Source organism: Microbispora bryophytorum (assembly GCF_006874465.1).
GTDB lineage: Bacteria > Actinomycetota > Actinomycetes > Streptosporangiales > Streptosporangiaceae > Microbispora > Microbispora bryophytorum.
Genome location: NZ_VIRL01000007.1, coordinates 35,336 through 55,732, shown reverse-complemented (window position 1 = coordinate 55,732; position 20,397 = coordinate 35,336). Strand labels below are relative to the sequence as shown.

20 protein-coding genes, 1 tRNA gene, 1 pseudogene and 2 riboswitches are annotated in these 20,397 nt (G+C 71.6%); of the genes and pseudogenes, 6 read left to right on the top strand and 16 right to left on the bottom strand.

Features of this window, described 5'->3' with window-relative positions; all coding sequences use genetic code 11:
• Nucleotides 1-95: 95 nt before the first annotated feature.
• Complete coding sequence (locus tag FLX07_RS37740; protein ID WP_229689779.1) at nt 96-1,934, top strand: toxin glutamine deamidase domain-containing protein; 1,839 nt, start codon at nt 96-98, stop codon at nt 1,932-1,934.
• A 39-nt stretch (nt 1,935-1,973) separates the two neighbouring features.
• Here the strand turns inward: FLX07_RS37740 and FLX07_RS15465 are convergent, their stop codons facing one another.
• Nucleotides 1,974-2,975, bottom strand: coding sequence for an alpha/beta fold hydrolase (locus tag FLX07_RS15465; protein ID WP_142571481.1), 1,002 nt, complete (start codon nt 2,973-2,975; stop codon nt 1,974-1,976).
• 41 nt (nt 2,976-3,016) lie between these two features.
• Between FLX07_RS15465 and FLX07_RS15460 the strand changes: the two genes are divergently transcribed.
• Nucleotides 3,017-3,640, top strand: coding sequence for a TetR/AcrR family transcriptional regulator (locus tag FLX07_RS15460; protein ID WP_167748251.1), 624 nt, complete (start codon nt 3,017-3,019; stop codon nt 3,638-3,640).
• A gap of 6 nt (nt 3,641-3,646) precedes the next feature.
• Here the strand turns inward: FLX07_RS15460 and FLX07_RS15455 are convergent, their stop codons facing one another.
• From FLX07_RS15455 to FLX07_RS38420, 5 genes are all read right to left on the bottom strand, one after another.
• Complete coding sequence (locus tag FLX07_RS15455; RefSeq protein ID WP_142571480.1) at nt 3,647-6,136, bottom strand: ABC transporter permease; 2,490 nt, start codon at nt 6,134-6,136, stop codon at nt 3,647-3,649.
• Between the two features lie 3 nt (nt 6,137-6,139).
• Complete coding sequence (locus tag FLX07_RS15450) at nt 6,140-6,883, bottom strand: ABC transporter ATP-binding protein (RefSeq protein ID WP_142571479.1); 744 nt, start codon at nt 6,881-6,883, stop codon at nt 6,140-6,142.
• Between the two features lie 113 nt (nt 6,884-6,996).
• Complete coding sequence (locus FLX07_RS15445; RefSeq protein WP_208762227.1) at nt 6,997-7,662, bottom strand: response regulator transcription factor; 666 nt, start codon at nt 7,660-7,662, stop codon at nt 6,997-6,999.
• A gap of 138 nt (nt 7,663-7,800) precedes the next feature.
• Complete coding sequence (locus FLX07_RS15440) at nt 7,801-8,982, bottom strand: sensor histidine kinase (protein ID WP_229689777.1); 1,182 nt, start codon at nt 8,980-8,982, stop codon at nt 7,801-7,803.
• A gap of 174 nt (nt 8,983-9,156) precedes the next feature.
• On the bottom strand, nt 9,157-9,504 hold the full coding sequence (locus FLX07_RS38420; protein ID WP_142571478.1) for a hypothetical protein: 348 nt from the start codon (nt 9,502-9,504) through the stop codon (nt 9,157-9,159).
• Nucleotides 9,505-9,568: 64 nt separating this feature from the next.
• Here FLX07_RS38420 and FLX07_RS15430 point away from each other — a divergent pair, with 64 nt between their 5' ends.
• On the top strand, nt 9,569-9,967 hold the full coding sequence (locus tag FLX07_RS15430) for a hypothetical protein (protein WP_142571477.1): 399 nt from the start codon (nt 9,569-9,571) through the stop codon (nt 9,965-9,967).
• 83 nt (nt 9,968-10,050) lie between these two features.
• On the opposite strand, the gene FLX07_RS38415 is transcribed toward FLX07_RS15430, so the two are convergent.
• From FLX07_RS38415 to bcp, 4 genes and pseudogenes are all read right to left on the bottom strand, one after another.
• On the bottom strand, nt 10,051-10,182 hold the full coding sequence (locus tag FLX07_RS38415; RefSeq protein WP_263407636.1) for a hypothetical protein: 132 nt from the start codon (nt 10,180-10,182) through the stop codon (nt 10,051-10,053).
• 81 nt (nt 10,183-10,263) lie between these two features.
• A tRNA-Leu gene (locus FLX07_RS15425) sits at nt 10,264-10,337 on the bottom strand.
• Nucleotides 10,338-10,376: 39 nt separating this feature from the next.
• Nucleotides 10,377-10,808, bottom strand: a pseudogene (locus FLX07_RS38855) (HNH endonuclease signature motif containing protein); the annotation flags it as partial.
• Nucleotides 10,809-10,865: 57 nt separating this feature from the next.
• Nucleotides 10,866-11,333, bottom strand: coding sequence for a thioredoxin-dependent thiol peroxidase (bcp, locus tag FLX07_RS15415; RefSeq protein ID WP_142571476.1), 468 nt, complete (start codon nt 11,331-11,333; stop codon nt 10,866-10,868).
• A gap of 135 nt (nt 11,334-11,468) precedes the next feature.
• On the opposite strand from bcp, the gene FLX07_RS15410 reads away from it, so the two are divergent.
• Entirely contained in the window at nt 11,469-11,804 is a 336-nt protein-coding gene (locus FLX07_RS15410; protein ID WP_142571475.1) for a DUF3618 domain-containing protein, read from the top strand.
• 84 nt (nt 11,805-11,888) lie between these two features.
• On the opposite strand, the gene FLX07_RS15405 is transcribed toward FLX07_RS15410, so the two are convergent.
• Entirely contained in the window at nt 11,889-13,064 is a 1,176-nt protein-coding gene (locus FLX07_RS15405; RefSeq protein ID WP_142571474.1) for an amino acid deaminase/aldolase, read from the bottom strand.
• Nucleotides 13,065-13,265: 201 nt separating this feature from the next.
• On the opposite strand from FLX07_RS15405, the gene FLX07_RS15400 reads away from it, so the two are divergent.
• Nucleotides 13,266-13,982 (top strand): DUF6286 domain-containing protein, encoded by a 717-nt coding sequence (locus FLX07_RS15400; protein WP_142571473.1) that lies wholly within the window; start codon nt 13,266-13,268, stop codon nt 13,980-13,982.
• 1 nt (nt 13,983) lies between these two features.
• Nucleotides 13,984-14,475, top strand: coding sequence for a hypothetical protein (locus FLX07_RS15395; protein WP_142571472.1), 492 nt, complete (start codon nt 13,984-13,986; stop codon nt 14,473-14,475).
• Here the strand turns inward: FLX07_RS15395 and FLX07_RS15390 are convergent.
• The 5 genes from FLX07_RS15390 to FLX07_RS15370 form a co-directional block, all read right to left on the bottom strand.
• Nucleotides 14,404-15,867, bottom strand: coding sequence for a hypothetical protein (locus FLX07_RS15390; RefSeq protein WP_189104998.1), 1,464 nt, complete (start codon nt 15,865-15,867; stop codon nt 14,404-14,406). The two genes, FLX07_RS15395 and FLX07_RS15390, sit on opposite strands and share 72 nt — an antisense overlap.
• 199 nt (nt 15,868-16,066) lie before the next feature.
• Nucleotides 16,067-17,440 carry an L-serine ammonia-lyase gene (locus FLX07_RS15385; RefSeq protein ID WP_142571471.1) on the bottom strand — a complete coding sequence of 458 codons (1,374 nt, stop codon included), beginning with the start codon at nt 17,438-17,440 and terminating at the stop codon, nt 16,067-16,069.
• A gap of 33 nt (nt 17,441-17,473) precedes the next feature.
• Complete coding sequence (gene gcvH / locus FLX07_RS15380; protein ID WP_142571470.1) at nt 17,474-17,866, bottom strand: glycine cleavage system protein GcvH; 393 nt, start codon at nt 17,864-17,866, stop codon at nt 17,474-17,476.
• A complete protein-coding gene (gcvT, locus tag FLX07_RS15375; RefSeq protein ID WP_142571469.1) occupies nt 17,863-18,954 on the bottom strand; it encodes a glycine cleavage system aminomethyltransferase GcvT in 1,092 nt (363 codons plus the stop codon). Before gcvT ends, gcvH begins: the two co-directional genes overlap by 4 nt.
• Before the next feature lie 41 nt (nt 18,955-18,995).
• Nucleotides 18,996-19,091: riboswitch (glycine riboswitch) on the bottom strand.
• Nucleotides 19,092-19,189: riboswitch (glycine riboswitch) on the bottom strand. It abuts the riboswitch before it with no gap.
• A 99-nt stretch (nt 19,190-19,288) separates the two neighbouring features.
• Nucleotides 19,289-20,161, bottom strand: a complete 873-nt coding sequence (locus tag FLX07_RS15370) for an AfsR/SARP family transcriptional regulator (RefSeq protein ID WP_167748250.1) — start codon at nt 20,159-20,161, stop codon at nt 19,289-19,291.
• Nucleotides 20,162-20,397 lie beyond the last annotated feature (236 nt).

The following is a 20,397-nucleotide window of genomic DNA, read 5'->3' as shown; positions in this document are numbered from 1 at the left end:
AGAGCCGGGTCTGGAGTTGGGAAAACCCGCCGTGCTTCGGACGGCCCGCCCCTACCATCGGCACCCTGATGTGCGCGAGGAGGGGGGCCAAGCGCGTGAGCCAGGAAAGGACGCGCCGGCATGCGAGGTGGCGGCTGCCGTCCGGTGTGTACAACCCGGTCGTGTCGGCCGACGGCCGGCGATGGCGGGACTACGAGCAGGCCGCCGAGGCGCCTGCGCCTTCGCTGGAGGACCGCCGCCTGGAAGTTCGGCTCGCGGCGCTGCCGCTGGGCGCGGACACCGTGACCATGCCAGTGGTGCCGGCCGCAAGGAACGGCGAGATCGGGGGACGCGGGGGACATGGCCTGGGGTCGCCGACCGGACGGCGTGCGGGGTCGCCAGACGTCAGGGAAACAGGGTCGCCGGACCCTTGGGAACCAAGGTCGTCTGACAGCGGGGACGACTTCCCCGCCGCGACGCCCACAGACGCCGGGAACACCGGGAACACCGGGAACACCGGGAACACCGAGGACACCGGCGACGCCGGAGACGGGAGAGATGCCGGCGACATCCGGGACCGGAGAGGCATTGGAGAGTCGGATGACGCCGAGGATTCCGAGGATTCCGAGGGCTTCGAAGGATTAGCGGACGCCGAAGACCTCGAGGGGTTCGAGGACCCGGGGGAGGCTCCGGAAGCGGCGGGAGAGGCGGCGGCCGAGGCGACAGACGGGGAGGCCACCGAGGAGGCCACGGGGGAGACCGCCGGGGAGGCCACCGCGGGGACCGCCGCCGACGCCGCACTCGACGGCTCGCCATCGCCCACAGAAGGGCCGGGCCCGGAAGGGCCGGGCTCGGAAGGGTCGGGCGCGGAAGAGGCTGGTTCGGAAGGGTCGGGTTCGGAAGGGCTGGGCTCGGGAGAGGCGGACGCGGAAGAGCCCGGCCTCGGGGAGTCCGGCTCGCACGACTGGGGCGATTTCGCGCATGTGGAGCAGCGCCGGACCGCCGGAACTGAGGCGGACGACGTCGAAGCCGACGTCGAAGCCGGGGTCGAGCACGAGGACGACGTCGAGGACCCGGCCGTGCCCGGAGATCACCTGGAGATCGCCGTCGCCGGGACGCACGACGATGCGGAGTCGGGCGAGACCTCGACGGCCGTGGCGTTCGAGGGCGATCGGCCGGGCGAGCCGCCGCCCGGGACGGGACCTGACGCCGGTGCTCAGACGGGCCAGGGCCTGTGGCTCGCGGAGACGCCCGGCGGGGCCGTGGACGACGGTCCCGCGACGGGCGACTTCGCGGACGCCGACGACTTCTGGTCGGCCGTGCTGCACGACGAGACCGAACGCGACTGGCTGGACGGCCCGGGTCGCCCGCGACGGCTGGAGGAGACCCGCTCGTACGGCAAACCCGGTGGCCTGGCCGAGGCGGATCCGGACGGTCAGGTGAGCCTCGTGCAGGCGGTGAGAGGGCGCTTCCCGGACCCGCGCGGCACGTGGATCCGCCTGATCAACGCCGAAGGCCCGACGGAGGACGCGTTCAGGTCCAACAACGCCGTCGACTGCGCGCTGTCGGTGATGTCCACCTGGCATGGCGAGGCCGTCGTGGCGGCTCGCAGGCAGCCGGAGTACGACGGGTCGGGGCGCCCGCTGCTGACCGGGGAGACGGGAGGCGTCGCCCGGGCCGAGGAGTGGCTCGGGCACCGCTTCGAATACGTGGGCCACGGCCGCCGGGCATATGTGGCGATCGCGCAGCGGCTGATCTTCGGCGGTCACGGTGCCGCCGCCGTCCTCATCACCCGCTGGGCAGGAGGAGGCAGCCACGCGTGGAACGCCGTCAACTGCCGGGGCGAGGTCCTGTGGATCGACGCCCAGCGGGGTCACATGGCCGTGGAACCGCCGTACGAGGATGTCACGGGGGTCTTCGCGGTGGTGATCGACCGCCAGGGCCGCCGCCTGTGACGGCCCTGGCGGCGGGCACGGGCCCGGCGGCGACGACGGTCAGTGACGGCCGTGGAGAGCGTCGTCCGCGTCGAGCCGGTCGACGAAGTCGAGGACCCGGGCGGCGACCCGCTCGGGGAACTCGCCGTTGAGGGCGTGGGAGGCATCCGGCCACAGCTCGACGACGCCTTGGGCGAGCAGCCGGCGGGCGCGTTCCGCGGCCCTGCCTGGATGGTGGATGATGCTGCGCCCGGCGATCACGGCGAGGGTCGGTACGTCGACCGCGGCGACCTCGTCGTCCGAAGGGTACGTCGGCGGGGGGAGGAAGGCGGCGAAGTCCCGCATCCCGGCGGAGATCAGAGCGGCGACCGGCTCGTCTCCGGAGGCGTCGGCTCCTCCGGAGATCCAGCTCAGCAGTCGCATGCGCCACGGTTCCGGGAGCGGCCCGACCGTTCCCAGCGAGACGGCGACCGCCTTCCAGGTGATCCGGCCGAACAGGCAGGCGGGATCGAGCAGGCTCAGGGAGGTGACCTTCTCCGGAGCGTGCATGGCGAGCCGGAAGGCGGTCCACCCGCCGATCGACACGCCCAGTAGGTGCGTCCGGGCGAGGCCGAGCCCGGTCAGGAGCTCCGCGAGCCACACGCCGTGGTCGGCCGCGTTCGCGAACGGCCTGCTCTGCACCGAGAGGCCGGGCTCGCCGAGCAGGTCGATCGCGTAGACGGCACGGCCACGGGCGCGGAGACCGGCGAGGTTCGGCGCCCACATCGGGGTGGATGCGGTGCGTCCCGGCAGCAGGAGGAGCGGCGTCCCGGCATCGGCGCCGTCCGCGCCGAAGCGGTAGGCGCGGACGGTTCCGAAGCCGGTCGGTACGTCCTGGAATCCGTCGTACGGCGGGAGGCCGGCCATGGCCCGGTCGTAGATCTGCCGGTAGCGCGCGTAGGCCGGCGCGTCCCGGAAGTGCCCGAGGCGCCGCCGACGGAACTCTGCTCCGATGTTGGGCCGCACGGGGTCGGTCACGTACGGCTCCTCCCGTTCACACTTGGCGATACGATCGTATTGCATCGAAATCACAATACGTTCGTATCGTCAAAAAGGAGCGGGCCGTGCCGAAAAAGGTCGATCACGCGGCTCGGCGGGAGGAGATCGTCCAGGCGGCGCTGCGGCTGTGCGCGCGAGACGGCCTGGCCGGAGTGACCATCGGGCAGGTGGCACAGGAGGCCGGCGTCTCCAAGGGGCTCGTGCAGCACTACTTCGCCGGGAAAGCCGATCTGCTGCGCGCCAGTGCCCAGATCCTGAGGGAAGAGATCGAGCGCCATGTCCGCGAGGCCGTCCGGGACGCTCGAGGCCCGGCGGACACGCTGCGGCGCGTGCTGTTCGCGATCGTCGAACTGGGCGTGACCGCGGTGGTCCCGCTGCTCGCCGGGCACGCGTTCTTGAGCATGGCCGTCGCCGACCCGGAGATCCGCGCCCTCTATCGTGCCGGCGGCGACGCCGTCCATCGCGAGATCACCGCGTTGCTGGCGGCCTCCGGCGCGGCACCGGACGTCGATCCCGGCGCGGAGGCCCACGCGCTGCTCGGTCTCGCGCGTGGCCTCGCGGACGGGGTGCTGCTCGGGGAGTTCGGCGTCGACGACGCGGCCGCGATCGTCGACCATCACCTCCGCCGGATCCTGCCCGGGGTGGCGGCCGGCCCCGGCACCCCCTCCTCGCCGCCGGTCTCCGAGTGACGATCGTCAGGAGTCGGCAAGTGCCCCGACGACCGAGGCCCGGGCGGCGCGGCGGGCGGGCAGCACCGCGGCGAGCACTCCGGCCAGGCCCGAAGCGGCGATGAAGATCAGGATCTGCTCGATCGGAAGCCGGAAGGAGACGTTCTCCGTGAGCGTCGCCGTGGCCGCCCAGCCGTACGCGACGCCGAGCACGACGCCGACGATCGCGCCCACCAGGCCGAGGACCAGCGCCTCGACCGAAAGCATGCCCCGCAGTTGCGTCCTGGTCAGGCCTAGGGCGCGCAGCAGCGCGGACTCGCGGGTGCGCTCGTGCACCGACAGCGACAGCGTGTTGGCGATGCCGAGCAGTGAGATCACGATCGCGAGGGCCAGCAGCCCGGTGACGATCATGAGGATCGAGTCGATGGCCTCGTCGAACTGGCCGCGGATCTCGGTGGTGCTGCCGACCTTGACCGCCGGGTAGGCCGCCGTGGCGTCGTCCACGACCTTGCGCGCCCGCTCGGGCGCCACGCCGTCGGAGGCGTCCACCAGAATCCGCGCGTCGCCCACCGTGCCGAAGTGCTGCTCGAACGCCTGCTCGGCCATGGTGAAGGGCGGCAGCAGGGACACGTCGGCCTTCAGCACCGCCACGACCTTGAGGGGGGTCTTCCGGCCGCCTGACGCGACGGTCACGGTGTCGCCCACCTTGACGCCGAGGTCCTGGGCCACGAAGTCGGCCACCGCGACCTCGCTCCCGCCGAAGCCGTCCATCGTGCCGGACGACGCCTCCGGCTCGATGGCGGTGCCGATGGCCGACTGGGTGACCGTGCCCACCTCGAACTCGCGGCCGTTCACCTTGGCCTTCTTCCCGCGGAACTCGGTCACCGCCGCCAGGTCGCGGCTCGCGCGCAGCGTGTCGGCGACCTGGCGGGGGATCGTGCCCGTCTGCGAGGACAGGATGTAGTCGGCGGGGAACTGCTGGTCGAGCTGGCCGCTCACGGTGGTCCGCATCGTGGAGGTCAGGACCGCCATGAACGTCATCAGCGTCACGCCGACGGTCAGGGCCACCGTCGTGGTCGCCGCCCGCTTGGGGTTGCGCCGCGAGTTGCTCACGGCGAGCCGCCCCGGCACGCCGAACAGCCGCGCCGGCACCCAGCCGGCCAGCCCGCTCAGCGGCCGTACGATCACCGGGCCGAGGATGAGCACCGCGAAGAACACGAGCACGCCGCCCGCCATGACCGCCAGCAGCGCCGCCTGGCCCGGCTTCTGCAGCACGCCCACCGCGGTGAGGCCGGCCCCGGCCAGCAGGAACAGGGCGGCGAACACCACCCGTACGACCCCGGTGCGGAACGCGTGCTCCTCGACCTGCGTGCGCAGCGCCGCGACGGGCGGCACGCGGGTGGCCTGCCGCGCCGGGAGCAGGGCGGCGGCCATCGTCACGACGACGCCGGTGCACATGCCGACGGCGATCGTCTGCGGGGACAGGCTCACGGTGCCCGTGGGGATGTCCGTCCCGACGGCCCGCAGCACGGCGACCGCGCCGGCCCCGAGGCCGAGGCCCGTCAGCAGGCCGAGCACCGACGACAGCAGGCCGACCACGGCCGACTCCAGCACGATCGAGCCGAAGACCTGCCGCTTGGTCGCGCCGATGCAGCGCAGCAGCGCCATCTCGCGCATCCGCTGCGCGACCAGGATGTTGAAGGTGTTGTAGATGACGAGCGCGGCGACGAGCAGCGCGACCGCGCCGAACAGCAGCAGACCCAGCCGCATGTAGGACGTGTCCACGTGGTTGCGCTTGGCCACCTCGTCGGCGTGTTCCCGCCCGGTCACGGCCTCCGCGTCGCCGACTGCCGCCGCGACGGCCGTACGCAGGCGCTCCGGCGAGGGCCCCGAGGAGATGACGTCGATCTCGGTGAAGCCCTTGGCGCCGGTGACGCGCCGCGCCGTGCCGGGGGTGAAGGCGACCGCTCCCCGGTAGGCGAGGTCCTGGTCGAGGCCCACATCGAAGATCCCGACGAGGTGGAACTCCTGTCGCTTGCCGGCCTGGTCGAGCACCGTGACGGTGGCTCCGGGCGCGAACCCCTGGGCCTTGGCGGTGTTCCTGTCGAGCACCGCCTCTGCGGCGGCGGAGGGCGCCCTCCCAGAGGTGATCTTGATGCGGCTCGCCGGAATGGACACACCGGCGGTGGGGTAGTCGCCCACGACCTTGCCGTCCTTGCCGATCAGCGGCGCGTCCCCGGACACCATCGGCTGGGCGTCCTTGACGCCCTGCACCGCCTTGACCGCGGCGAGCGCGCTCTCCGGCAGGTTCCCGTCGGGCTCGGCGCCGTCCTTGGGCGTCACCACCACGTCTACCTTGTCGGCGTCCGCGGCGAACGACTGGGAGAACCCGGCGTCGATGGTGTCGGTGAGCACGAACGTGCCCGCGATGAAGCCGACCCCGAGCACGATCGCCAGGGAGGTGAGCACCAGGCGCAGGCGATGCGCCAGGAGCCCGGTGAGGGTGGTCCTGAACACGGCTCAGGCCTCCAGCGCCATCAGCGTGTCGAGCACGGTCTGCGGCGTCGGCCGTTCGACCTCGCTCACCAGCAGCCCGTCGCGCAGGAAGACCACCCGGTCGGCGTACGACGCCGCCACGGGGTCGTGCGTCACCATCACGATCGTCTGCCCGAGCTCGCGTACGGACCTGCGCAGGAACGCCAGCACCTCGGCGCCGCTGCGCGAGTCGAGGTTGCCGGTCGGCTCGTCGGCGAAGATCACCTGGGGCTTGCTGATGAGCGCCCGCGCCACGGCGACGCGCTGCTGCTGGCCGCCCGACAGCTCGCCCGGCTTGTGCCTGAGCCGGTCCCGCAGGCCGACCGTCTCGATCACGCGGTCGAACAACGCCTGGTCGGCCTGGCGGCCCGCGATCTCCAAGGGGAGCAGGATGTTCTGCTCGGCCGTCAGCGTCGGCAGCAGGTTGAACGCCTGAAAGATGAAACCCACGCGCTCGCGTCGCAGGAGCGTGAGCTGCTTGTCGTTCAGACCGGTGATCTCGACGTCGCCGATGATCACCTGTCCGTCCGTCACGGTGTCCAATCCGGCCAGACAGTGCATCAGGGTGGACTTGCCGGAGCCGGACGGCCCCATGATCGCGGTGAACGCCTCCGCGGCGAAGCCGACATCGATGCCGCGCAGCGCGTGCACCGCCGCGTCGCCCTCGCCGTACACCTTCGTCAGTCCCCGCGCGACGACGGCGGCGCGAACCTGGGTTGTTGTGGTCATGACGCCACGCTATGGCCGTGATCAGGGCGTTTCCTCCGCCTCGCGGACGTCCTCGGCGTGCGGCCACGGGACGGCCCCGCCGGGACGTGTGCGACTTGTGAGGTAGGCCGGACTCAGCCCCGTGGATGATCGGGGGCGACCGCGCCGGTCTCGTACGCGTAGACGACCACCTGGGCCCGGTCGCGCAGCCCCAGCTTGGCCAGGATGCGGCCGAGGTGGGTCTTCACGGTCGCCTCCGCGAGATGCAGGCGCGCCGCGATCTCGGAGTTCGACAGGCCGCGGGCCACGTGGACCATCACCTCCCGCTCCCGCGCCGTCAGCACCCCCGCGTCCTGCCGTCGCGCGTCCCCCTCCGGCAGGAGCACGGCGAAGCGGTCGAGCAGGCGGCGGGTCGTGCTCGGCGCCACCACCGCGTCCCCGGAGTGGACCGACCGGATCGCGTTGATCAGCTCGGCCGGCGGCACGTCCTTCAGCAGGACCCCCGCCGCTCCCGCCTTGATCGCGGCGAACGCGTACTCGTCGAGGTCGAACGTCGTCAGGATCAGCACCTTGGGGCCGTCCGGCGCCGCGCAGATCACGCGGGCCGCCTCCACGCCGTCCATCCGCGGCATGCGGACGTCCATGAGGACCACGTCCGCCTCGACCGTGCGCAGCGCCTCGACGGCCGCCAGCCCGTTCGCCGCCTCGCCCACGACCTCGATGTCCGGCTGCGCCCCGAGGACCATCCGGAACCCGGTCCGCACCAGTTCCTGGTCGTCCACCAGCATGACGCGTATCACTGCCGCTCCGCTCGTCGTCACCGTGATCCCCGTAACCGTACGCGGCCGGGGGACAGCCGGGTCCCCACGCTCCTGGGAAGGCCGGTTCCCACGCTCTGGTGAGGACCGGCCACCGCGGCGGAGGACGGTGGCGTCGGGTCACGCGGCCACCCCGACGGGAATCCGGACGACCACCCGGAACCCGCCGCCCGGCCGGGGAGCCGCCTGGACGCTTCCGCCGTACATCGCCGCCCTCTCCCGCATGCCGATCAGCCCGTGCCCGCCGACCAGTCGCGGCGCCGCGGCGCCCCTGCCGTCGTCGCTGATCCTCAGCTCGATCTCGCCCCCGCCGTACGTCATCTCCACCCAGGCCCGCGCGCCCGGACCGCCGTGCTTGAGCACGTTCGTCAGCGCCTCCTGCACGATCCTGTAGACGGCGAGCTGCTCACCCTCCGGCAGGGTGGGGGCGGTGCCGGACACGGTGAACTCCGTCGGCAGCCCCGAATCCCTGACCTGCCCGATCAGGTCGCCGAGCTGGGCGACGCCGGGCTGTGGAGCGTACTCCTCCGCCGGGCTGCCGGCGTCCTGCCGCAGCACGCCCACCAGCCTGCGCATCTCGGTCAGCGCCTGCCGCCCGGTCGCCGAGATCGCCTGCAGCGCGCGCCGCGCCTGCTCGGGGTCGCCGTCGATGGCGTATCCCGCGCCGTCGGCCTGGACGACCATCACGCTGACGTTGTGCGCGACCACGTCGTGCAGCTCGCGGGCGATACGGGCGCGCTCGGCCGAGGCGGCGATGCGCGCCTGCTGGTCGCGCTCCCGCTCGGCCCGCTCGGCGCGTTCGACCAGGCCCTCCACATAGCGGCGGCGGGTGTTGGCGTAGATCCCGGCGAGCCAGACGGCGACGATGAAGGCCGAAGACGACAGCCACGCCCGCCCGGCCTCGGGAGTCCAGCGGATCATCGCCAGCAGCAGCCCGAGCTCCGCGACCGCCCCGGCGGCCAGCGCCCACCGGAGCGTGCGGCGCGAGACGACGTTGTACAGCGCGACGAGGACCGCGATGTTGGCGGGCAGGACGACGACGTTGAGCAGCCACTGGACGAAGCTGACGGTGGCGACCACCGCGAACACCTCACGAGGGTGGTCGCGGCGCCACACCAGCGGAACGATGAGCGCGGCCGACAGCAGCAGCAGCCCCGGCACGCCGACCTGCCGTGCCCCGAACGGGCTGGACCGGCTGAAGACCTCGACGCTGATCAGGCTCAACAACGCCAGTGGAGAGACCGTGAGCGTGTCCACGAGCTTGCTGTGGCGCCGGGTCCAGGCGCGCATTCTGCCGAACACGTACCCAACCATACGTATCGGCTGCTCAGGAACGGCTCACCCTTGCGGCGGATACGGCGGTACGACTCAGGTCGCAGCCGCCCGCCGCGTTTACGCCGTTCTTACGGATCTCGGCGCATGCTTGCTTCCGGGAACGCTTCTGTGAAGCGGGTAAAGGGAGATTTGGATGGCGGATCAGGACGCGGCGCCGCGCGGCGCAGGGGACGAGTCGCGCGGCCCGCGCCCGGAGCCGGAAACGCGGTCGGAAACGGAGCCGGAGACGGAGCCGGAGATGGGGTCGGCCGGGCCGAGTGAGCCGGCCGCGACCAGCGGATCGGCTGAGCCCGCTACGCCGGGCGCACCGACCGGGTCGGCCGGTGCTGGGCCGGCCACATCCGCGCCGACCGGATCCACGTCGCCGAACGGGCCGAATGGGCCGACCGCACCGACCGCGCCAGACGGGCCCACCGCGCCGACCGCGCCGACCGCGCCACTGCCACCTCGAAACAATCCCACATCACCCTGGACCAGCCCGTCGAACATGCCCGGGGCCGCAGGGGCGGGCTCGCCCTGGTCCGGTCCCGGTAGCAGGCCTGGATCGGGATCCGTGGGCGCGCCCCCGCCCGGCAGCGGGTATGCCTTCGGCCCCGGTGGCGCGGGATGGAACGCGCCGGGCTGGCAGGACCTGCGGCCACGGTTCGCGTCCGCCCCGCGGCCCGGCGTCCCCGCGCGCCTGGCGGCCCGGCGTCCCCGCGGACACGCCGGGCAACTCGTCGCCGTCGGCGTCGCGTCCGCGATTATCGGAGCGCTCCTCGGCGGTGGCGTCGTGGCCGTCACCAGCATGATCTGGGACCGGGCGGGCGCGGGGACGAGCTGGGACGGCGGAGGCGACCGGCAGCGTTTCTTCCCTCCAGGCAACGGTCAGGACGCGCCGCAGTCCCAGGACGGCCTGCCGCCCTGGTGCAGGCAGACCGACGCCGGAGTGCGCTGCCAGGCGCCCGGCTGAGACTTCCTTCCGGAGATCCCACAGGTGCGTGCCGGCGGAGGGGCCGGCGCGCACCTACGGGTACCGCCGGACTCCCATGACGGTCACTCCCGCTCGCTCTGAGCGCGGAGCAGCGCGATCGCCGTCCGGATGACGGAGGACCGCGACGGGGCACCCTGCGTCGCCATGAGACGCTCGAGAAAGGCGAGGTCGTCCGCGGTGACCATCACGGCCATCTTCGCAGACGCCTTCTCTTGTCTGAAAGACTAATTTCTTTGACGGTATTCGATGCGCCGTTATTCTCAAATGATTGATTGTGGGGTCGGCGGGATTCGAACCCGCACTGTACGGCACCTAAAGCCGCGGTCTCCTGCCGTTGGACTACGACCCCTTTTCCTCTTCCCTTTCCTGCGAGATTCTCTGTCTGAGAATGGCAGTTCGGGCAGAGGAACCTCAGATTCTCTTTTCTGTTGTCCAGCCAGTTGCCGTTGATGTGGTCGATGTGCAATGTCAACGGCCGGCCCTGCCAAGTGCCGCCTATCTTACAGTCTGCGCAGCGGTAGGGGACTCCTACTTCGCGCAGCACCCGCCGGAGCTTGGTGGGCTTCTCCCGGGTGGCGCCCGGGGGGTTCAGGACCAGCACTTCCGCCGGAAGGCTACGTCGGGGAGATGTCTGTCCTCGCCTGTGGGCTTGGCCGAGGAAGTGGGATGTGTCGATGCCGAAGTGCTTGAGGCGGCGACTGATGTGCGCGTGGGCGCCGCCCGACCACGGGATGCCGAGGTGGCGCAGCACGTCGGCGATGCTGCTCGCGCCGGCGGCCGCGGCGGCGAGCAATTCAGGGGTGTACTTGTACTTCGCCATGCCCCGGAATTTATCGGCCGCCGCCGACAATTCCGGGAGGGCAACGAAAGGGATATTTCAGGAAATCCCCAGCTCTTTCGTGAGCCGGGCGACGTGACCGGTGGCCTTCACGTTGTAGAGGGCCTTCTCGATCTTTCCGTCGGGGTCGACGACGAATGTGGAGCGGATGACGCCCATCACGGTCTTGCCGTAGTTCGTCTTCTCGCCGTACGCGCCGTACGCCTTGTGCACGTCCAGACCGGTGTCGGACAGCAGCGGGAAGGTCAGCGCGTCGCGCTCGCGGAACTGCCGCAGCTTGGCGGGCTTGTCCTTGGAAACGCCCAGCACCACGAAGCCCTGCTCGGTCAGCGCGCCGAGGTTGTCGCGGAAGTCGCAGGCCTGCTTGGTGCACCCGGGGGTCATCGCCGCCGGGTAGAAGTACAGGATGACCCGCCTGCCGCGGAACGACTCCAGCGAGACCTCGTTGTCGTCGGCGTCGGTCAGGGTGAAGTCCGGCGCGGCGTCGCCGGGCTGGAGCTTGCTCATCTCGTCCTCCGGAAAAAGGTGACCCGCGGCGATCGGCGGGCAAGCGTCCACCAAACTACCGGCTCAGCCCCTGTGCGGGGCGACCGCCGGACCTGGCAGACTGATCACACACGAATACCACAGGAGGGGGATCGCATGGCGGACACCGATCCCGATGCGCTGGAACGGAAGATCGAGCGCACGCGGGCGGAGCTCGCTCGCACGGTCGACGCCATCGCGGACCGGGTGAGCCCGAAGCGGGTCGCGGAGCGCGGCGTCGAGAAGGCGAAGGCCAACGCGCGTGACTTCGTCACGTCCGTGGAGGACATGGTCCTGGGACCGCGCACGTACGCCCCGGCCGACGGCGAGGGCGAGCAGCCCGCGGAGTATCCGGCGCCCGGCATCGCCCCGGTGCTGATCGGGATCGGCGTGGTCGTCGTCGTGGGCGCGGCCGTCGTGCTGCTGCGCCGCCGCTCCCGCCGCTCCCGCTGACCCGCCGCCCGACGACGCCGCCGTGACGCGGTTCACGGCGGCGTTCGCGTCCCCGCGGGAACGATCACGAGGCCGGGCCCGCGGTCACAGGAAGGTCCTGCCCTCGCCGCGGTAGGTCGGGACCTCCTCGGCCACCCGGTCGCCCTCCACGAGGTGCAAGGCGGCGAAGCGCTCGCACAGCTCCCCGGCCTTCGCGTGGCGGAACCAGACGCGGTCGCCGAGGCGTAGGTCGGCCGCGGCCTCGCCCAGAAGCGGCGTCTGCACCTCGCCCGCCCCCTCGTCCGAGTGATATCTGAGCCCCGCCGGCAGGTACGGCTGGGGCAGCCGGGTGGGCCCGGGGGCCCCGGAGGCGGGATAGCCCCCTCCGAGCACGGTCGCGACGTCGGGAGCCGGCTTGCGCACGACGGGCAGGGCGAACAGCGCCGCCGGACGGCCGGTGAAGCCCCGGTAGAAGTCGAACAGCCGGGGATGGAAGAATCCCGAGCCCGCCGCGACCTCGGTGATCGCCCGCTCGGCGACGGTCTTCTCGATGCTTCCCGTTCCGCCGCCGTTGACGAACTCCAGGTCGGCGACCTGGCGCAGGGCCTGCACGATCCGGCCGCGCCGCACGATCAGCTCGCGGCGCGACCGCTCCTGCATCCAGCGCACCGCTCGGCCGTACGGTCCCGGAACGTCGTCGCCCATCCCGGCGATCTGGGCCTCGTACGCCATGAGCCCGGTCAGCCGCACGCCGGGACGTTTGGCGATGTGCGCGGCGATCTCGGCGGCCTGCTCGGGCTCGCGGATCGGCGAGCGCAGCGCGCCCGCCCGGAACGCGCCGCCGAGGGTCACGAACCCCGCGTCGATGTCCAGGCAGACCCGGATCCGGTGGGGGAGTCGCAGGCTCTCGATGAGGTCGAGGTGCTCGGGCGAGTCCACCATGACGGTGATCTCCCGTGCCGCCACCTCGTCCGATCCGAGGGCGCGCAGCGCGGTCCTGTCCGCGGTGGGGTAGGCCACGAGCACGTCCCGCAGGCCGGTGGAGACCAGCCACAGCGCCTCGGGCAGCGTGAAGGCCATGACGCCGGAGACGCCGTCCATGGCCAGGATCCGTTCGAGCACGGCCCGGCAGCGGATCGACTTGCTGGCCACCCGGATCGGCTTGCCCCGGGCCCGGCGCACCATGGTGGCCGCGTTCGACCGGAGCGCGTCCATGTCGAGGACGGCGAAGGGCGGCTCAAGGTGGGCCGTCGCCTGGTCGAGACGCTGTCGGTCGTCCATGGGCGCAGCCTAGTACGGCGCCGCCCGGAAACACATGAGCGCGGTTCACGTTAACCGGGCCTGGGCAAAAACTCCGCCGTGGCGCCGCCATGATCGCGCAAGGCGGCGGGTGACCCGCCCGTCCCGTCACCGCTCCGTGTACCCATGGTGAGGTGACTACCGAGCGGACCCGGCACGGTGAGCGGGAAGGGTGAACGGCTGATGAGCGTCGTGCAGGGAATCCTGGCGGGTTCGTCGGCGAGGAGCGCGCAGGGCGCCGGAAGCGACTCGGGCGCCAAGGGCACCAAGGGTGGCAGCGGCGGCAAGGGCGCCAGGGGCGCGGATGTCGAGGGCGCCGGAAGCGACACAGGCGACACAGGCGGCAGGGGCGCTGCGACGGGTCGGCGGAGCGCGGTGCGCGTCCTGCGGCCGGCCCGGACTCCGGCCGCCGTCGTGGTCGCCGTGGTGATCGCCCTGCTCGGCTGGGTGCTCACCGCCGTGGTCGTCGCCGTCATGCTTGGCATGCTGCCGCCCTGGCGGCTGCCGTCCCGGCTGCTGAACCTCACGACGGGCGACCCGGTCGTCCCCGCCGCCGCGATCGGCATGGTCGTGTGCGGGGCGGGACTGGTGGCCCTCGCGCTCGTTCCCGGCCGTCCCCGGCTCATGCCCCTGGAATGCCGGGATCCGCTGCTCGCGATGGGACTGACCCGCGCCGGTCTGCGCCGGACGCTCGCCGCCTCGGCCCGTGAGGTCGAGCACGTCCGGCGGGCCGGCGTCCACATCCTCCGCAGGCGGATCGAGGTCGCCGTGGTGGCCGACGCGGACACGACCGGCGCCCTGCTGCGCGAGGTCGGCGCGGCGGTCGGGGACCGGCTGTCGGGCCTCGGCGTCCGGTCCCGCCAGGAGGTGGTCGTACGGCTGCGCAGGAGAGGGGGCTGAGGTGCGTCCGCGTTGGGGAAACCGCGTCGGGCTCCTGCTGGTGGGCCTCGCGCTGGTCGCGGGGGGTCTCGGCCTGCTGACCGCCGTGCGCGGGCGGCCGGGCGTGGCCCTGATCGACGCGAGCGTGGTCGACGGGAGGGTGGCCGACGGGAAGCCGTGGGCGCTGCCCCTGCTGGCCGGGGCGGCCATGGTGCTCGCGCTGGTCGCGACCCGCTGGCTCTTCCTGGCGCTCGGCTGGGGCCGGGTCGGCAGCCGCACCGGCGCCGGCATCGCCATGCTCGGCGTGGCGCTGAAGGGGATCGACGGGATCGGCCACATCTCGGTCAGGCTCGTACGCGACGGCAGGGTGCGGATTTCGGTGTCGCTGCGGCGGTCGGCCGACGTGCGGCAGGTGATCAGGCGGCTGGACGAGTCGGCGATCTCACGCGTTCGCCGCGCGGTCGGCCGCGACGACGCGCTTGCGGTCGTTCGCCTGCATGTCCGCCGCCGCTGACCGCCTCGCTGACCGTCCCCCTGATTTGTCCCCTGATCTGCCCTCCGCGCGCCACGGCGCGGCGGTCGCGCCCGTGCCGAGGGCGAGCCCGGCGGCCAGGCAGGCGAGCGGCACGACGGGCACCACATAGCGGTGGTCGAAGGCGGCGATCAGGGGCGGCAGCAGAAGCAGGGCCGCCGCCGCGGCCCAGGGCAGCAGCGCCGACCACCGCCTGGTCACCAGCCCGGCGAGCCCGGCCAGCAGGATCGCCGCCAGCAGCGGCCCGCGTAGGAAGCCCTGCTCCTGGTAGGCGCGCAGCCACCCCGCGAACGGCTCGACCACGGTCGTGTCCCCGGAGCTCCCCTGGTAGGCGGTGGTCAGCGCGCCCGCCGTACGGCCGCCGGAGGCCACCTTGGAGGTGAACGGCTTCACCGAGGCGGGGAACACGTACGCGCTCTGCGTGCCCGGGGCGGGGTAGACCTTCCGGTCCCATTCGAACGCCCACATGGCGTCGTGCAGCCCGGTCGCCAGGAAGTCGAGGGGCTGGCTGCGGATCGCCAGCGAGGCGAACTCGCTCGCCAGCCGGTCCTTGTCCTTCTTCACCCGCTGGATGGGCGAGTCGGCGGCCCAGATGTAGGCGGGCGCGGCGAGCCTGGGCTCCGACGGGCACAGCACCGCCAGTTCCTTCGGCGGCTTCATCACCGAGCAGTCGGCGAAGGTCATCGTGCGCGACCACAACCACGTGCTGCTGCCGCCCATCCCGTACGACCCGTGGGCGTCGTGGAACCAGACGGCGTACCCGCCGAGCACGGCGGACGCGGCGGCGAGTCCGGCGAGGGCGGTCCTCCAGCGTCCGGCGAACAGCACCGGCAGTAGCGCCAGCGCGATCAGGGGCAGCCCGAGGGTGCGGGTGACCGTGGCGCATCCGAGCAGCAGCAGCGCCGCGACGACGGACCACGCGCCCGGGCGAGGGCGCCACAACAGGATCGTCACGGCGGCCACGACCAGTGCGGTGAACAGCAGGTCCGCCATGATGAGGTGTTCGAGCTGGATCTGGTGGACGTCGAGCAGCACCGGCGCCGCCGCCAGCGCCGCTCCCCAGCCCGGCAGCCGTGTCCGCCGGCGCAGCACCGCGTAGACGCAGACGGCCATGCCGAGACCGAGCAGGTGCTGGACGATCACGACGGCGGTGATACTTCCCAGCGGGCTCAGCGCCGCCAGGAAAAGCGAGTAGCCGGACGGCCGCGAGGGCAGCGGCCGCAGGTCGAGGGCCGAGCTGAGGTAGGCGAAGGAATCGGCCCAGAACCACAACGCGGGCCGGTAGCCGAGCACGGCGAGCGCGCGCAGTGCGACGCCCGCCACCAGCACGACCAGGAACGCCCGATGCGGGCGCAGCGCCTCGCGCCACCTCACGTGACGGCCCTCCTCCTCGCCGGGGAAGTCACCACCTTATTGGCTCCGGCCGACGTTCTGCCCGCGTGCATGATCACGAACGGTTCCACGGCAGGTCAGGAGGGTGCTCGCCGATTTTCTGCATGATCACGAAGGGCTCCGGTGCAGGTGAGGGGCATCGCCTGCGACAAATTACAAGATCACGGCGGGGGGGGGGGGGTCAGCACTCGATGACGTTGACGGCGAGGCCGCCGCGCGAGGTCTCCTTGTATTTGTCGAGCATGTCCCTGCCGGTGTCGCGCATCGTCTTGATCGCCTTGTCCAGCGACACGAAGTGGCGGCCGTCGCCGCGCAGCGCGATGCGGGCGGCGGCGATCGCCTTGATCGAGGCGACGGCGTTGCGCTCGATGCACGGGATCTGGACGAGCCCGCCGATCGGGTCGCAGGTCAGGCCGAGGTTGTGCTCGATGCCGATCTCGGCGGCGTTCTCGACCTGCTCCGGCGTCCCGCCGAGCGCCTCGGTGAGGCCCGCCGCCGCCATCGAGCAGGCCGAGCCGACCTCGCCCTGGCAGCCCACCTCCGCGCCGGAGATGGAGGCGTTCTCCTTGAACAGGACGCCGATCGCGCCCGCGGTGAGAAGGAAGCGGACGACGCCGTCCTCGCCGGAACCCGGGAGGAAACGCATGTAGTACGACAGAACGGCCGGGACGATACCGGCGGCGCCATTGGTCGGCGCGGTGACGATCCGGCCGCCCGCGGCGTTCTCCTCGTTGACGGCCAGCGCGAACAGCGTGACCCAGTCCATCGCCCGCAGCGGGTCGGTCCCGTCGGTTTCGCCCTGCAGCCGCCGGTGTAGCTGATGGGCCCGGCGGCGGACCTTGAGGCCGCCCGGCAGGACGCCCTCGCGGCTGGTGCCGCGCCGTACGCACTCGGCCATGACCGCCCACAGGTGCAGCAGGCGGGCCCGGATCTCCGCCTCCGTACGGCCGAAGGCCTTCTCGTTCTCCATCATCAGCCCGGAGATCGACAGGCCGGTCTCCGCGCAGTGCGCGAGCAGTTCGTGCGCGGTCGTGAAGGCGTACGGCAGCGCCGTGTCGTCGGGCTTGATCCGGTCGGCGCCGGTGGCGTTCTCGTCCACCACGAAGCCGCCGCCGACCGAGTAGTACACCTTCTCGCGCAGCACCGCGTCGCCGGCGTACGCCGTGAACCGCATGCCGTTCGGGTGGTGGGGGAGCGACAGCCTGCGCTCGAAGACGAGGTGCTCGCCGACCACGAACGGGATCTCCTGCACGCCGTACAGGGTGACCGTGCCGCTCGCCCGCATCGCCGCCAGCCGTTCGTCGACGGTGTCGACGTCGACCAGTTCGGGCTTGTCGCCGGATAGGCCCAGCAGGACCGCCTTGTCACTGCCGTGGCCCTTGCCGGTCAGCCCGAGCGAGCCGTACAGGACGGCCTCGACCCGGGTGACCTTCTCCAGCAGCCCGTCCCGGTGCAGCCCGCGGGCGAACCTGTGCGCCGCCGCCATCGGGCCGCCCGTGTGCGAGCTGGACGGCCCGATCCCCACCTTGAACAGGTCGAAGACGCTGATCGCCATTGACCGTCGCCTTTCACACGTCTCCGGTGGCCGTCAGGACTCGCCGGAGGTCAGCGCGGTGTACTCCGCGGCCGACAGCAGGTCGTCCGGCTCCTGCTCCACGCGCACGCGGAACAGCCAGCCCTCGCCGTACGGGTCGGAGTTGACCAGCGAGGGGTCGTCCACGACGGCGGGGTTGATCTCGACGACCTCACCGCCGACCGGCGCGAAGATGTCGCTCACGGACTTGGTGGACTCCACCTCGCCGACCGTGTCGCCGGCCGCGACCGTCGAGCCGGCCTCCGCGTGCACCTCCACGAAAACCACGTCGCCGAGCTGCTCGGCGGCGTACGCGGTGATGCCCACCGTCACGGTGAGGCCGTCCTCGATCCCGGCCACCCACTCGTGTTCCTTGGTGTAGCTCAGGTCGTCCGGAATGGTGCTCACTTGCTCCTCCTGTAGAAAGGCAGATCGACGACGTCGACCGGTTCTTGGCTGCCCCGGATGTCCACGGCCAGGCCACCCTTGTCCAGGGCGCCCTCGTCGACGTACGCCATGGCGATCGGGCGGCCGAGGGACTGCGACGGAGCGCCGCTGGTCACCTCGCCGACGACGGCGCCCTCCCGGGTGACGGGGTAGCCGTGGCGGGGCACGCGGCGGCCGAGCGCGGCGAGCCCGACCAGGCGCCGCCTGGTGCCGTTCTCCGCTGCCCGTTCGAGGGCGGCCTTGCCCACGAAGTCGCCGGGTTTGTCGAAGCGGACGACCCGGCCGAGGCCGGCGTCGAACGGCGTGATCGCGGCGCTCAGCTCGTTGCCGTAGAGCGGCATGCCGGCTTCCAGGCGCAGCGTGTCGCGGGCCGAAAGCCCTGCGGGGACCAGCCCGGCGTCCTTGCCCGCCTCGGCGAGGGCGTTCCACAGCGGCACGGCGTGCTCGTTCGCCACGAAGAGCTCGAAGCCGTCCTCGCCGGTGTATCCGGTGCGCGCGATCAGGGCGGGCGCGCCCGCGACGACGCCGGGGACGATGGCGTAGTACTTCAGATCGTCGAGGTCGGCGTCGGTCAGCGCGGCCAGGATCCCGGCGGCGCGCGGGCCCTGCACGGCGACCAGCGCGTACTCGTCCGACCGGTCGGTCACCCGCGCGTTGTGGCCGCGGACGCGGTCGGCGAGCTCACGGGCGACGAGGGCGTAGTTGGAGGCGTTGGCGACGACCATGTACCGGTCCTCGTCGAGGCGGTAGACGATGAGATCGTCGAGGATGCCGCCGGTCTCGTTCACGATCATCGTGTAGCGGGCGCGGCCGGGCGCGAGGACGCTGAGGTGGCCCACGAGGGCGCGGTCGAGCGCCTCGCCCGCCTGTGCGCCGACGACGAAGATCTCTCCCATGTGGGACAGGTCGAACAGCCCTGCGGCCGTGCGCACCGCGTTGTGCTCGGCCGACTCACTGCCGTATCGCAGGGGCATCTGCCAGCCCGCGAAGTCGGTCAGGGTCGCGCCCAGACTTTCGTGGACCCCGCGCAGCGGGGTGGATCGGGACATGCGCACCTCGGAAGGACGGATGCTGCGTTTGACATCGGGCATCCTCCCCCTCTGTCATCGGCGCCTGAGAGCTTCGTCCGATCTTTACCGGACTTTCACCTTCGGCGAGGCCTTCCGGCCTTCTTTCCAGAGGTCACCTGGCCCGCACGGTCCTTTGCCTTGAGAGGTTCGCGGGGAGGGCTTGCTCCTTCAGGGGCCCTGACCGGATGCCAGGACGCTCTCCCGCGCGGGATCACTGGTGTCCTGCAAGCCTAGTGGTTCGCCGCCATCCCCGTAACCGGCAGGTTCGCCCCGATTTCCCCGATCGGGGTATCCGGTCCTCGCGGGGCTCTCGTCACGACCTGCGATCGCACTCGCGTGACGGCCGATGCGCCGCGCACAGACGCGTCAGAGCGGACGGAAGGTCGTCGCCGGTGAGGATCCGCTGGTGGAGGGCCTGGGTGTCGGGGGACGGCTCGGTGCCGAGGCGGTCGACCAGGGTCCGGCGCAGTCGCTGATAGGACGCCGAGGCGTCGTGGGTGCGGCCCGAGCGATGCAGCGCCAGCATGAGCTGCCGGTGCGGCCGTTCGCGCAGCGGGTGGCGCCGCGCCCACTGGGCCAGGCCGCCGACGATCTCGTGATGGTGCCCGAGCGCCAGCCGTACGTCGAAGAGGTCTTCAGTCACCGCGCGCCGGTCCTCGTCGAGCCGTTCGGCCCAGGCGGACAGCTCGTCCACGTGCCGCATCGCGGGCAGGGCGTCGCCCCGCCAGAGGCTCAGCGCGTTCTCGAACATCCTCGCCGCATTGTGGTAATCGCCATTCTCGCGAGCGATTCTGGCCTGTTCCGCGAAATGGTTGAATACTGCAGCATCCACGGATCCCGACGGGACGGAAAGAAGGTAGCCGCCGTCCAGGGTGTGCAGCGGAGAAAGGTCGGGGTCGCGCGGCGAGAGGCGTCGCCGCACCTGTGCGATGTAGGTGGTAAGATTCCGCGGCGCTGATTTAGTGGGGCGGCCATTCCACAACAGATCGATGAGCCGGTCCCGGTGAACCGCGGTATTGGGATTGAGCAGGAACAATGCGAGGAGTTGCCGGTGCCTCGGAGCGAGCCCGGCGATGACATCCCCTGAATGTTTCATGGCCAGGAACGGTCCGAGCACGGCGTAAAACACGGTTCCCCTCGCCTGAAAGCAGCGTGAACGCGCCGACGATGCGGCTTTGATCGCCATTTGACCATATCTCTCCCCGGCGGCTTTCGTCAAAAATACGCCGTTTCTATGTCGGCCGCTGCGGAACCCCATAAACTCCGCTCTCACGGCCGCAATGCCCTGCCCCGTGCGCGCCGATACGCCCGATAACCCAAATGAAATCGGTTTCAGATCATGCTCTCGCCGACTGTCCATGCCGGCGGAGTGAGAGTGCGACGCCGATTACGCGAAGTTCAATGATCGGTTCCGGCGCTCAT

Bases quoted from the DNA above. Each gene is read 5' to 3' on its own strand.
- FLX07_RS38420 (WP_142571478.1), bottom strand. From the start codon at position 9,504: ATGTTCGACGGGCTGGTCCAGGGTGATGTGGGATTGTTTCGAGGTGGC.
- FLX07_RS38415 (WP_263407636.1), bottom strand. From the start codon at position 10,182: ATGGCCGTGATGGTCACCGCGGACGACCTCGCCTTTCTCGAGCGTCTC.
- FLX07_RS15370 (WP_167748250.1), bottom strand. From the start codon at position 20,161: ATGGCGATCAAAGCCGCATCGTCGGCGCGTTCACGCTGCTTTCAGGCG.
- FLX07_RS15400 (WP_142571473.1), top strand. From the start codon at position 13,266: ATGAGCGTCGTGCAGGGAATCCTGGCGGGTTCGTCGGCGAGGAGCGCG.
- gcvT (WP_142571469.1), bottom strand. From the start codon at position 18,954: ATGTCCCGATCCACCCCGCTGCGCGGGGTCCACGAAAGTCTGGGCGCG.
- FLX07_RS15450 (WP_142571479.1), bottom strand. From the start codon at position 6,883: ATGACCACAACAACCCAGGTTCGCGCCGCCGTCGTCGCGCGGGGACTG.
- bcp (WP_142571476.1), bottom strand. From the start codon at position 11,333: ATGAGCAAGCTCCAGCCCGGCGACGCCGCGCCGGACTTCACCCTGACC.
- FLX07_RS15465 (WP_142571481.1), bottom strand. From the start codon at position 2,975: ATGCAATACGATCGTATCGCCAAGTGTGAACGGGAGGAGCCGTACGTG.
- FLX07_RS15410 (WP_142571475.1), top strand. From the start codon at position 11,469: ATGGCGGACACCGATCCCGATGCGCTGGAACGGAAGATCGAGCGCACG.
- FLX07_RS15385 (WP_142571471.1), bottom strand. From the start codon at position 17,440: ATGGCGATCAGCGTCTTCGACCTGTTCAAGGTGGGGATCGGGCCGTCC.
- FLX07_RS15405 (WP_142571474.1), bottom strand. From the start codon at position 13,064: ATGGACGACCGACAGCGTCTCGACCAGGCGACGGCCCACCTTGAGCCG.